Source organism: Acetobacterium wieringae (assembly GCF_001766835.1).
In the GTDB taxonomy this organism is placed as follows: domain Bacteria; phylum Bacillota; class Clostridia; order Eubacteriales; family Eubacteriaceae; genus Acetobacterium; species Acetobacterium wieringae.
In genome coordinates, this window is record NZ_LKEU01000018.1 from 32,096 (window position 1) to 45,317 (window position 13,222).

At 45.0% G+C, this 13,222-nt stretch carries 11 protein-coding genes; 6 read left to right on the forward strand and 5 right to left on the reverse strand.

The annotated features are described in order from the left end of the window. Positions 1–28: 28 nt before the first annotated feature. Both ACWI_RS04440 and ACWI_RS04445 read right to left on the reverse strand, forming a co-directional pair. Entirely contained in the window at positions 29–637 is a 609-nt protein-coding gene (locus tag ACWI_RS04440) for a CheR family methyltransferase (RefSeq protein ID WP_070370224.1), read from the reverse strand. An 82-nt stretch (positions 638–719) separates the two neighbouring features. Continuing rightward, positions 720–1,475, reverse strand: coding sequence for a tRNA1(Val) (adenine(37)-N6)-methyltransferase (locus ACWI_RS04445; protein ID WP_070370225.1), 756 nt, complete (start codon positions 1,473–1,475; stop codon positions 720–722). 523 nt (positions 1,476–1,998) lie between these two features. On the opposite strand from ACWI_RS04445, the gene ACWI_RS04450 reads away from it, so the two are divergent. Continuing rightward, a complete protein-coding gene (locus ACWI_RS04450; protein WP_070370226.1) occupies positions 1,999–3,606 on the forward strand; it encodes a GGDEF domain-containing protein in 1,608 nt (535 codons plus the stop codon). Between the two features lie 248 nt (positions 3,607–3,854). Here ACWI_RS04450 and ACWI_RS04455 read toward each other — a convergent pair whose 3' ends face one another. After that, positions 3,855–4,976: a 3D domain-containing protein gene (locus ACWI_RS04455; protein WP_070370227.1), complete on the reverse strand. Its 1,122-nt coding sequence runs from the start codon at positions 4,974–4,976 to the stop codon at positions 3,855–3,857. Positions 4,977–5,456: 480 nt separating this feature from the next. Here ACWI_RS04455 and ACWI_RS04460 point away from each other — a divergent pair, with 480 nt between their 5' ends. After that, on the forward strand, positions 5,457–6,830 hold the full coding sequence (locus ACWI_RS04460; protein ID WP_070370228.1) for a TrpB-like pyridoxal phosphate-dependent enzyme: 1,374 nt from the start codon (positions 5,457–5,459) through the stop codon (positions 6,828–6,830). A 65-nt stretch (positions 6,831–6,895) separates the two neighbouring features. Here the strand turns inward: ACWI_RS04460 and ACWI_RS04465 are convergent, their stop codons facing one another. Together ACWI_RS04465 and ACWI_RS04470 are read right to left on the reverse strand one after the other, a co-directional pair. Beyond that, entirely contained in the window at positions 6,896–8,455 is a 1,560-nt protein-coding gene (locus ACWI_RS04465) for an ASKHA domain-containing protein (RefSeq protein ID WP_084633491.1), read from the reverse strand. A 23-nt stretch (positions 8,456–8,478) separates the two neighbouring features. Next, the gene (locus ACWI_RS04470) at positions 8,479–8,832 is read right to left on the reverse strand and encodes a rhodanese-like domain-containing protein (RefSeq protein WP_070370229.1); all 354 of its coding nucleotides are present in this window, start codon (positions 8,830–8,832) and stop codon (positions 8,479–8,481) included. Between the two features lie 200 nt (positions 8,833–9,032). Here ACWI_RS04470 and ACWI_RS04475 point away from each other — a divergent pair, with 200 nt between their 5' ends. The 4 genes from ACWI_RS04475 to ACWI_RS04490 all read left to right on the forward strand — a co-directional run bounded on the left by ACWI_RS04475 (position 9,033) and on the right by ACWI_RS04490 (position 13,024). Continuing rightward, positions 9,033–9,704 (forward strand): response regulator transcription factor, encoded by a 672-nt coding sequence (locus ACWI_RS04475; RefSeq protein ID WP_070370230.1) that lies wholly within the window; start codon positions 9,033–9,035, stop codon positions 9,702–9,704. A gap of 4 nt (positions 9,705–9,708) precedes the next feature. After that, complete coding sequence (locus ACWI_RS04480) at positions 9,709–11,253, forward strand: sensor histidine kinase (protein WP_070370231.1); 1,545 nt, start codon at positions 9,709–9,711, stop codon at positions 11,251–11,253. Positions 11,254–11,542: 289 nt separating this feature from the next. Then, a complete protein-coding gene (locus ACWI_RS04485) occupies positions 11,543–12,322 on the forward strand; it encodes a polyphosphate polymerase domain-containing protein (RefSeq protein ID WP_070370232.1) in 780 nt (259 codons plus the stop codon). A gap of 12 nt (positions 12,323–12,334) precedes the next feature. Beyond that, the gene (locus tag ACWI_RS04490; protein ID WP_070370233.1) at positions 12,335–13,024 is read left to right on the forward strand and encodes a DUF4956 domain-containing protein; all 690 of its coding nucleotides are present in this window, start codon (positions 12,335–12,337) and stop codon (positions 13,022–13,024) included. The last annotated feature ends 198 nt before the right edge of the window (positions 13,025–13,222 follow it).

The window sequence follows — 13,222 nt, forward strand, 5'->3', positions numbered from 1 at the left end:
TGTCCAGATCTTAATTCTGGACACCTTCTTATTGGCAGCGTTTCTGATAAATTTGGGCATTTGAGACCACCGCTTCAAACTGATCAGCTAATTCGGCTGGCAACTTTTGCGTTTGCTCCATGGCCAGATAGCCCCCATCCATCAGCGAATCATGAAACATCCGTAGCACATCAATGCGTTCCTGTTCATTAAAGTGCAGCAGAACATTTTTGCATACGATCAGGCCAAAATCATTGCCAATGCTTCTCAGGGTCAACAGGTTATGCTTCTGAAAACTTACCGCCCCCCGAATCTCATCGTTGAGCCGATAAAAATCCCGGTTTTCGACCTTGATAAAGTATTTTTCAAAAATTTCAGCGGGGATCCGCTGCACCTGCTCCCGGGGATACTCAGCCTGACAAATAATCTGATCAAACAGGTCGCTGCCATCAATATCGGTTGCTTGGATTTTCACTCTTTCAAAACCACCCTGATCCAACCGCTCCCGCAGCAACATCGCCAGGGTGTAAGGCTCTGGCCCCATAGCGCAACCGGCATCCCAGATCTTAATCGTCGGCTTCGACCAAAGTTCCGGGATGGCATGGTTGCAGATCAGCTCCAGGGTATGTAAATCTCTAAAAAAATATGTAAATGCCATCGATTCCTCCCGCTTTTTTTCTGGATGTCAAAAGTCATGAGCACTGGTCTATTCCCACCGCTACCGAAATTAAATCGTTTGACTATTCCGGCTTTTTCATCCCATATATATCATAAATTTCCTGGGTATATGCACCATCTTGCTGATAAACAATCAGGGGGGCATCGGTTTTTAACCCTGGCTTCCCACTTTTTCGCCCCTCAATCAAAACCAGATTCGCCTCTTTTTTTATTGAAGGATATACAAATTGCAGCTGCTTGACCTCGATTTTATAGAGTCGCATCAATGAAATAATGTCGCCTAACCGTTCCGGCCGGTGAACTAGAAACAGACGCCCCCGATCTTTTAACATGCGTTTACTGAAAATGAGAATATCTTCGATGCTGCATAGAATTTCATGTCGGGAAATTGTTTTTGTTTCGCAATTGTTCTTAAGTCCATCCTTTGCCCGCATATAAGGCGGATTACTCACCACGACATCATAAGTGTTTGGTAGTATCTTATCATCTGGCGCTTTAATATCGCCTTGGATAATCTGGATCTGCTCTGATAAATCATTAAGTGCCATACTCCGCCTGGCCATTTCTACCAGCGGTTCTTGTATTTCCAGACCGGTGATCGAAGCCGCTCTGGTTTTGCCATAAAGCAACAAAGGAATAATCCCCGTACCAGATCCCAGATCGATGATATGTGGAGATCCTTTTATCCGACGCGAAACGAACCAGGATAATAAAACCGCATCCATTCCAAAACAAAAAAATTCAGGATTTTGGATTATTTTCAAATTATTTAATCCTAAGTCTTCGATTCGTTCCCCTTTTTTTAAAAAGTTATCCACAATTAACTCCTCCTAATCGTCGTCATTTCAGTATTTGGCGGGGTAATCAACAAGTTTATCCACAATTCCGCCAATTATATCCACTGTTTGTGGATAACTTTTGAAATTTCCCCACCTTTTCCCTGTAACTCCCTAAATTGCGGGATTTTTTGACCCATCATTTTACAATCCGTTTGTTGATTGTTTTTTTGAAACTTATCCACATATACACAGCTAAAAGTTGAAACAACTCATCCCCTGATCAAAATCCCAATAAATAGCGGCTTTCAACTTTCAGCTTGAGAATTAAACTGGTCAATCACTGTTGATAAAAAATATTTTTTTGTATTTACTGGCTTTTTTCGATTTTCCCTTTAATGTAAGTAAAATCTTTGCTATAATGTGTAGTTGTAGAGGACTATTTCAAATTTATTGTAATGATTCGCCCTCCTCTAAAAGCTCCTTTATCATCCACGATTATGGTGATAAAGTCAATAACCAAAAAATATTGCATTGAAATTATTAGCGAAAGCGATGGATACTTATGAATAATGACAAAATCCAACCCAACAAATTGGATATTATTCTCGAAAAGAAACAGCTTCTGGATGCCACCATTCAGGAATGTGAAATACGAATTGATGCGAAGCTTGCTTCGCTGACTGATGACGGTTTCATTTCCCGTGAAGTCAGCTCCGATGTTTTTGAAGCATCCATCCAGAATCCCTACCACCCCGGAGAACATTTTCTTTCCGGGGTGGATATTTCAGATGATGACGCTCTCGATCAGGCCGTACTCAATTCCCGTCCTTTTGAAACACGTACCAACAGACTGGCCTTTGATGGTGAACACCTTACGAATCCATCCCCCCCCCCTAAACCAACGGGTGGCTTTTCGACACCCATTGGGGAAATCGAGGATGATGACGAACTGCCCACCCTGTCAAAAATACTGGGTCGCACCACACCATACGCTTTCGAATCGGAACGGACAACTGCGATCCCCAAGGCATCCGTGGAGCCAACCACAACCGAGCTACCGCAGCCAAATACTGTCGATGCCATTCTCAATGCCAGATTTTCGGAAACTGAGCATGCATCACCTCCTGCTGGATCTGTTTTGGATGCCCAAATGCCTACCCAGACGCCCGAACCGGAATTTACCCAACCAATCGCTCCAGAACAACCCGTTTTAGCAACCGAAACGCCAGCTCATAAAAAACCACCACCCCTTCCCAAGAAAACTGAAACGACTCAAGCGAAAACGAGCAAAGAAAAAAAGATTAAATCTGAAAAAAAAGTAAACCAATCCACCCTCAAAAAGCCCAGCCTAACCGACATGGTTCCGCCGCTTGTTTTTTTCTTTATGGGATTAATGGTTTTTGGTACTTTTCTGATTTTCACCGCTTCCGAGTTTACTTTCATTGATTATTGTGTCGTATTTATTTTGTTCACCTGTCTGATCTTTACCATCGCCATGCCGTATGGAGCCAGTATCTTTTTTATGATTCTACTCCTTTGCAGTTATGTGGTTCTGTCACTAATTTCTGTTTTCTACCTGGAGATTCCTTTTGAATTCTATCAGGTTGGTTGGCTGCTTGTAATCCCGATGGTATTATTGAGCAGTGCCTTGTTAATCCGAAAGATACGAGAATTGTTCCGTTTTAAAAAAAATCTCGAACAGCAGCTTGCTTCCTATGATAATCTGGAAGAAAGTCCCGGACTGACCATTGAAAAAGCTTATTACAAGGATCTGAAATATGCCATGGAACGGGCTTCCCGGGGCGAAACCATCCTGACTCTGGAAATGATCACGATTCGCCATCTGGATGAACTCAAAACCATGAATGGCCCAAGACTTTGGGATGAAATTCTCTATAAAACCTTAAAGATCATCAAAACCCATTGCTACAGCACGCACCTGATTTATATCCTTGATGGCAGTGTTTTCAGCATTCTGATGGAAAACACATCGGTCAAAAATCAATTGCTGATCAATCAGGAAATCACCGATGCTTTTAATACCCTGATTTTGGATTATGAAAGCATTGAACCTGAAGTGACGCTCAACATCGCTTCGATTCCCTACACCCGGGATATCGCAAATCCCTTTGACTACCGTGCCCAGGTTCTCAGACATCTAAAAAAATAAAGCAGAAACCGTGTGATCGGCTTCTGCTTTTTTAATTCCCCAAAATGATGAACTAAAAAAGGATATGCCGTGGCATATCCGAGGTTGTCGCTAAACTACCGTACCGACCAATTGTTAATCTGTTGTCCGCTGCGGAATCGGACAGGCTCTGCCGTGTCCGCTCCGATGCGTACAACATGATACACAATTGTCGGTACTGGGTTAGCTTTTTTGACAGTCCGGGATATACCATGACATATCCCTTTTAATTAATAAACGATATAGGCTTCCAGATTCTGACGACCAAACTGAATACAGGCGTCATAGGAATCCATATAAATATCAACGATTCCTTCAGTCACTGCCCCACCCCGGTCTTCCACTGTATAGGTAGTGCCCATGGCTGGGATATAGATCTTGGTTCCAAAAGGCAGACCACTCCAGGCTGCTACGGTGTGATTGGCTGTTGGCATCACCCCTGATGCCGTGGCATTTCCGGTTGCTGTATAAGCCGTACACTGGATCGTCATTTTTACCGCCCCTTCAGGAATGGTATTCGTGGCAGTTGACGGTGTCGCCGCTGGCGGCTGAACCACTGGTGTCTGAGTCACAGGCGGTTCCGTCACCGGTGTTTCCACTGCTGCTGGTGCTTCTGCCACTGCTGGCGTTTCCACCACCGGAGCGGGAGTCGCCGCAGCTGCCTTTGTTCCTACTTCGACAATTTCGGGAATTGGGGCTGTGACAATCTCATCATAAATCACTTCCCGTTTGACTTCCACCCCATTCTCGTATAGAACCCGCTCAACCTGGCTCGATTCACCATCAACACCAACCTGAACCACCTTTGTTTTACCTACTTCCATCTCTGGATTATCTTTGTTCTGGGTTGTATAGGTAATCACCTGTCGGCTTGGCAGTTCGTCTATCTGAACCCGGATAACCTTGACCTCTTTTACATCTTCCAATGCGGTTGATTGTCCCGGGACCACCCGATCCAGGTCGCCCAGTTCTATATGATACTCTCCCAGTAAATCACCGACAGTTTTTGCTTCAGACTGATAAATAATGGTTTTCCCATCGAACGACAATTCACCACTGGCTTTACTCTTCACTTCGACAGTATCAACAGTAAACAGCACCGAGTTGGTATCCACATTGACGGTATATTGATCCCCCAGTTCAATGCCGTTATCCTCCAGCACTTCACCAACATTCTGGAACATCCCGCCGCTGAGCACGCGTTCCTGGTCATCAACGGTTACCTTGATCTCCTTGGCAAAAACAAAGGAACTAGCCGTTCCCACCACACAGGTGATGATCACGCTGGCCATCCCGATTTTTAAGATCGACTTTTTTCTTTTATGCGGGCTTTTATTCGCTTTTTCTATCATAAAACCTCCCTATCCATTTCAATCGACAGATTGAAACTCCGTTTCGTTACAATTTCTTTACAAATCGATTGTACTTCATTTCCGAATAATTGTCAAGATTAGAATTTACTGATTGACTTTTCTTAATTTTTCATTTAGAATATATCTAATTAAATAAATATAAACCGTTGATGCGGAGATAACGTTGGAAAATGCCCTTACAGAGAGCGAGGTAAGCTGAGAGCCTTGCAGAACGCAATCCTTCAAATGGACCGCTGAGGGCATGGTCAAAGGCTTAGGCCGAGTATTCCATGACGTGACAACTACGTCAGTGTTGAGGAATATGTTGGTATTCTGCAGAGGCAGGTTTGATCCTGCGAAAAAAGGTGGCACCACGAGTCGTTGTTATACTCGTCCTTTACGTTTAGTAGAGGACGAGTTTTTTGTATTTACAGACCCCCTGTCTGTAATGAGTTAATCGCAGTAAGAAAGGAAAATACCATGGAAAAGATACCTTATAAGATTTATTTAAGTGAAGATGAGATGCCCAAATACTGGTTCAATCTTCGGGCCAAAATGAAAGAACTGCCGGAGCCTTTTGTCAATCCCGGTACTGGTGAATACTGCACCAAAGACGAACTACTGCCAGTATTCTGTGAAGAACTGGTTGATCAGGAACTCAATACCACTGATGCCTACATTGAAATCCCCGAAGAAATCCGTGATTTCTACAAAATGTACCGGCCTTCACCGCTGGTTCGGGCTTATTGTCTGGAAAAAGAATTGGATACCCCAGCTGAAATCTACTATAAATATGAGGGCACCAATACCTCCGGATCGCATAAGTTAAACTCCGCCGCCGCTCAGGCCTATTATGCCAAAAAGCAGGGACTCACCTCCTTAACCACTGAAACCGGTGCTGGCCAGTGGGGGACGGCGCTTTCGATGGCCTGTGCCTACTTTAATCTGGATCTGTCCGTCTATATGGTTAAGGTTTCCGCCGAACAGAAACCCCATCGTCGGGCCGTCATGGAAACCTATGGGGCCAAGGTTATTGCTTCGCCTTCTGATACCACGAACGCCGGACGAAAAATTCTGGCAGAAACCCCGGACACCAACGGCTCGCTGGGCTGTGCCATCAGCGAAGCCATTGAGGTAGCCGTCACCACCGACAACTGCAAGTATGTGTTGGGCAGTGTCTTAAACCATGTCGGTCTGCACCAGTCGATTATCGGTTTAGAAACCAAGGCTGCCTGTGACAAGTATGACATTAAACCGGATATCATCATCGGCTGTGCCGGTGGCGGTTCCAATTTACTGGGACTGATTGCGCCATTTATGGCTGACAAAATTGAAGGTAAGAATGACATTGATTTCGTTGCTGTTGAGCCTGCTTCCTGTCCTTCATTAACCCGGGGCCGTTATGCTCTGGATTTTGGTGACACCGGGAAAACCACCCCACTGATTCGGATGTATACCCTGGGTAGTGGCTTCATGCCTTCGCCCAACCATGCTGGTGGGCTGCGTTACCATGGTATGAGCCCGATTATTTCCAAACTTTATCACGACGGCTATATCCGGGCAAAAGCCTATACCCAGAATGAAGTCTTTGAAGCGGCCACCCAGTTTGCCCGGGTTGAGGGAATTCTGCCCGCCCCGGAATCCTCCCATGCCATTAAAGCAGCCATCGATGAAGCCCTGGCCTGTAAAGCGACTGGCGAAAAGAAAACGATCGTCTTTGGTTTAACGGGAACCGGCTACTTTGATATGACCGCTTACATGAACTATAATGCCGGTAACATGACCGACTATGTTCCCACCGATGAAGATCTCCAAAAAGGCTTCGACAGTCTGCCCGAGATTGAACAAAAATAATTTTTAACCAAATAAAGGCCGCCCGGCAATGGAAACTTTCCACTACCGGGTGGCCTGTTTTTTAATTATCGCAAACGTCCCTGTTTTCTCAGGGCCGCTTTAACAGTGGGATAGAGATCAAAATCAGTATGCGGCAGAAATCGGGAGGCGTACATTCGGGAGATAAAGTCGGTGGCGGCACCAAATTCCAGATACTCGATCCGTTCCTGGAGCCTCGCAACAGCATCCATTTTTTCCCCATTGATCAACAGAGCATAAGCGCCCTCCAGGGAACTGTTCCCCAAAAACACAAAGCGTTCCCGGGGTAAATCCGGGTAAAGACCGATGGTAATGGCCGATTCCAGATTGATATAGGTTCCAAAAGCACCCGACACATACAATCGTTCAACATCCATCGGTGCCACCCCCAACCGTTCCAGCAAATAAGCAACCATCGTGCTGGCGGCAGCCTTGGTGTCAATAAACTGACTCATATCCCGTTGGGTAAACAGCAGTTCTTGACCATTTCCGGATTCATCCTGATTGGCGTAGAGCACCCCGTATTCCCCATCACGGCTGACAATCCGCCGGGATTTTTCGGGATTAAAGCGGCCGGAAAAATCGATCCAACCGTTTAACAGCATTTGGGCAATCAAATCAACAATCCCTGATCCGCAAATGCCCAGCGGCCGGTGTCCGCCGATGGTCGTCAGAACAAGCTCATTCTCGGCAATCACAACCGAATCCACCGCACCGGCGGTGGCCTTCATGCCATTTTTGCTGATGCCGCCCTCCAGTGCCGGTCCGGCGGCCCCAGCGCCAGCTACCAGAAAATGCCGATTACCCAGCACCATTTCGCCGTTGGTGCCAATATCAATAAACAGACCCAATTCTTCCTTCTCGTGCAGTCCAGCCACCAGCAAGCCGCTGACGGTATCGCCACCTAAATAGTTAGCCACCGAGGGCATACAATACAGATAACCGCCGGCGTTAATACCCAGCTCCCGGGCCTCCAGATACCCGGTATGGTTAAACACCGGTGCAAAGGGATACTCAAAAATCGGCCAGGGATCAATCCCCAACAAAAAGTGAATCATTGTGGTATTGCCGGAAACAACCATGATAAAGGATTCCTGAGCCGTGATCCCAGTGGTTGTTTCCAGCCGCTGTAACAGTTCATTAAAGGTATTGACGGTTGCCTGCTGGACGGCGATGAGATGATCGGGTTTATTCTTGGCATAAAAGATCCGACTGAGAATATCATCACCATACTGGATCTGATGGTTTAAGCTGCTCTCCTCGCCCAATACCTTGCCGGTATTCAAATCAACCAATTTCATAGCGACCGAGGTGCTGCCCAGATCAACTGCTAACCCAAAATGCCGTTCACACTGATCACCAGCTTCCAGTTGTATCAGCTCCCAGCTTATCCCGCTATTTACCAGGGTCAGGGTGATTTCCCAATTGGCCTCCCGGCACAGCGGATATACTTTTTTGAGCAGGCCACGGGAAAAACGCACTGTCCCAAATTCCTGGGTCAATGCGCTAAGAATCCGTTCCTGATCACCGATAATGTCGCCATTCCCCGGTGGCGACAGTTTAAGAAATACTTTCCTGGTTAATGCCTTAATCTTTTGTTCTCCCATACCCACCTCATTTAAGTTTTTATTTAGTGGCTTCCACTGACGGTTTCATATCGCCAACCATTGATGCCACCCAGATTATAGACGTTCTGATACCCCATTTTGACCATCTGGCTGGCTGCCCCCTGGGATCTGCCACCGCTTAAACAATAAACAAAGACGGTGGTGTTTTTTTCCGGTATGATTTCTTCCACCCGCTGAACCTGACTTAATGGCAGATTAATGCTGCCGGGAATATGCGCATTGGCATATTCAGCTGCTTCTCTGACATCGAGCAGCACAATTGCTTGATTGGTCTCCAATTGTTGCTTCGCTTGATCCGGGGATATTTTCTTAACTGAATGCCGTGATTCTGATTTTCTTAATAATAAGTTTAACATAATAATACCTTCCTTGCATAATTTATTGGTGTAAATTTTAACGCTTCTTGCTATGACTAGTTTACCTTCTTTCCCAATTTGTATCTGTGATAATGTCACACAAGGAAAATTTTTCAGCCATTAATCAGCGCCCGTTCACGTAATAAACACTTAGCAATATTATTCTGTTTATATTATAATGAGCAAAAGAGGTGAAGAGGATGTATAAGATATTAATAACCGATGATGAAGAAAAAATCAGAGCACTGATTAAAAAATATGCCATTTTCGAAGGTCATACGGCCGTGGAGGCCGCCAACGGCATGGAAGCGGTGGAGCTGTGCCGCAAAGAAACCTTTGACATTATTATTATGGATATTATGATGCCGGAACTGGATGGTTTTTCGGCTGTCAAAGAAATTCGAAAAAACCAGAACATTCCGGTATTGATGCTGTCAGCCCGGGGCGAAGAATACGATAAAATTCACGGTTTTGAATTGGGCATTGATGATTATGTGGTGAAGCCCTTTTCGCCGAAAGAATTGATGATGCGAATTGATGCCATTATGAAACGAGCCGGCCGGGACCAGTCCCAGGAACACGACATCTTTGTGAAGGACGGCCTGACTGCTGACTTTACTGCCCGAAGAATCCTCATTGATAACGAAAATATTGACATGTCGCCCAAGGAATTTGACCTGATTTTTTATATGATCCGCAACAAAAACATTGCCCTGACCCGGGAAAAACTGATTACCGAAGTATGGGGTTATGATTTTTACGGGGATGACCGAACCCTCGATACCCACATTAAATTGCTCCGCAAAAGCCTTGGCGACTATGCCAGCCTGATCACCACGCTCCGGGGCGTGGGCTACCGGTTTGAAGGCTAGACCATTGAAAACAGCCAGGACATCATCCCCAAAGAAAAACAGCCCCCTTCAGATCAGCGTCAAATGGAAAATCTTTCTCTTCCTGCTTGGCTTTTGCGGTGTATTGCTGATGCTGCTGTGGTTTTTTCAGGTTGTTTTTTTGAATAGTTTTTACAAAAGCATCAAAATCAATGAAATCAAGGCCACCGCCAGCACCATTGAAAAGAGCATTAATGATGAGAATATCGAAACCATCATTTCGACGGTTTCAGAAAACAATGATATTTGCATCAAAGTGTTATCCTCTTCCGGAGAAACGATCTATTCTTCTCATGTTGTCAAAGGCTGTATTATCCACAGCAAACCGGAATTTGATGAAAAAGCCCTACATACTGAAGTCACTGATAATAATGGTGAACTATTCCAGTACTACAACCACGATGGCTATAATAAAGAGACCCTACCGGAAGCGGCTCCCGATTCAGATCCGGCGCTTTCTGAAAACTCTGACGTTCAGACCAAACCGCCAGCCGAGGAAAAAGAAAAAGAAAAGGATACGCTTATTTATTCTAAAACCATCATAGACAATAACAATCAGGAATTAACCCTGGTGCTTAACTCGATGATTTCTCCGGTGAATGCGACGGTCAATACACTACGGGTACAATTATATTATATTACCGGTTTCATGATTCTGTTCTCAGTAATCCTGGCTCTCGTAATCGCCAGATTAATTTCCCGGCCCATCGAAGCCATCAATAACAGTGCCAAAATGCTGGCTACCGGCGATTATAGCACCCGGTTCAAAGGCACTGGCTATAAGGAAATTGCCGAGCTCTCGGATACCCTTAACTACACTGCCCGAGAACTTTCCAAGGTTGAGCTGCTGCGTCAGGAGCTGATTGCCAATATCTCCCACGATCTGCGCACCCCGCTCACCCTAATCAGTGGCTATGCCGAAGCAATGCGTGATTTACCGGATGAAAACAATGCTGAAAATGCTCAAATTATCGTCGATGAAACCAAACGCTTAACCACCCTGGTTAACGATGTAATGGATATCTCTAAGCTGCAAACTGGCAATTTAAACATTCATCCTGCACCTTACAACTTGACTACCAGCCTCGGCGACTCGATAAACCGGATGAACAAACTAATGGAAATGGAAGGCTATACCATCGAATTTATCGCCGACCAGGAGGTCAATCTCGTAGCCGATGAAACCCGCATCTCCCAGGCCTTTTATAACCTGCTGACCAATGCCATCAACTATACCGGGGTTGACAAAAAAATTACCGTCACCCAAACCATTTTTCCCAATCCTGCTGACAATCTGGCCGACTGGGTTAAAATAGAAGTGGCCGATACCGGCGAAGGGATCGCCGAAGAAGACCTCCCCTACATCTGGGATCGCTATTACAAAGTCGATAAAACCCACAAACGGGCCGTCACCGGCACCGGTCTGGGCCTGTCGATCGTCAAATCGATTCTGGATATGCACCATGGTGATTACGGCGTCACCTCCAAACTCAATGAAGGCTCGGTTTTCTGGTTTACCCTTAAAATTTAACCCCGAAAGAAGCTCCCCCAGTACCGACAATTGTTACATCATGTTGTACGCATCGGAGCGGACATGGCATCGCCTGTCCGATTCCGCAGCGAACAACAGATTAACAATTGGTCGGTACGGTAGTATATCGACAACCTTGAAGATGCACCTTTGGTGTGTCTTTTTTTATTTTCAGAACGTTCACAAAAAAAACACAAAGTTAACAAACGCTTAACAAACTGCTGGCGTATACTTTAGAAAAGCAGCGATAACGCAGAGAAATAACTATAAACGTTACGGAGGTAATACCATGATCACCAAAACATTTAAACGCTATGAAAATAAATATCAATTGAATGAAACTAAGCTCAAACAGCTGATGCCAGTTCTGCTGACGCAGATGAAACCCGACGCCTACACATCCCAAAATGGCAGCTATTCCATTTACAATATTTATTATGATACCGATAACTACGACATTATCCGTCACTCTCTTTCCAAGCCCTATTACAAAGAAAAACTCCGTCTGAGAAGTTATTCCATTCCCAACTCCCCGGAAGATCAGGTTTTTCTGGAGCTGAAAAAGAAAATCGGTGGGGTTGTTAATAAACGGCGGGCTACCCTCAGTCTCAACGAAGCTTCCCGTTTTATTTCAAAGCTCCAATACCCCCGGGAAATCAACACCATGAATCAACTGGTGTTGGAGGAGATTGAGTATTTCCTGAAAAATCATCCGGTCACCCCCAAAGCCTACATCGGCTATGAACGGATTGCCTTTGTCGGAAAAAACGACCCCGAACTCCGGGTGACCTTTGACTACAACTTAAAAAGCCGCCAGCATTGTCTCTCTCTGGAAAAAGGTGATTTTGGCAATTTGCTCATCCCCGCCGATCAATACTTGATGGAGATTAAGATCCTTGGGGCCATCCCTCTCTGGCTGACTCACGCTTTAACCGAGCTTGATGTTTACAGCAGCAGTTTTTCAAAATACGGAAAAGCCTATCAGGATTATCGCAAACAGAGTATCGGTAAGCTGATTCCGCTACCCATTTATACCGCCAATCAATTGACACCCTGTGTTAATAACTAAAAGGAGGCTTACATGATTGAATCACTTTTTTCTACTACCCTGACAGAAACCCTGACCATCCAAACGGCTCTAAGCGTTATTTTTGCAGCACTGGCCATGGGCTTGTTTATCAGCTTTGTCTATACCCGCACCCGGGGCAAAGACGGGTATTCCCCTGGTTTTGTGGTTACCCTGATTATGCTACCGATGATTATTGCCATTATCATTCTGTTAGTCGGCAACAATGTTGCCCGGGCCTTCAGTCTGGCTGGCGCCTTCAGCCTGATCCGCTTTCGTAGTGCCCCTGGCGACCCCATTGATATTTCCTATGTATTCTTTACCCTGGCCGTCGGCCTCGCCTGTGGCATGGGCTATATCCTCTATGGCGCCATCTTTGCCGTGATTCTCTGTACCGTTATGGTCATCCTTAACATCACCAAATATGGCAAACCCAAGGTCAAGAACATGCAGTTAAAAATCACGATCCCTGAAGATATTGACTTTCAGGATTGTTTTGATGACATTCTTAAACACTATACCGTCAGTCATAAAATACAGCGGGTCAAAACCAGCGATTTTGGCGCCTTATTTGAAATCATCTATTGCATCTGCCTGAAGGACGATGTCAATCAGAAAGAATTTATTGATAAATTACGCTGCCGTAATGGCAACCTGAGTATTGTCCTCAATACCGAAATTATTGATGAAAAAGTTTATATTTAACCTTCTTTATAATTGATTCATAACGAAAACATCGGGAAGCTTTACAAATTACTTTCTGGTCGTTTTCGTTTTTTATTCCAATCATTGAGAGGGTACTGGCAAATCATCGCAATTGTTCACGTTATCATTCGTAATAAGGTGTACTCTATTGACTTTATTCCCGTTTGATTTATAATGGTAAAGTAAGTTTTTTTATCA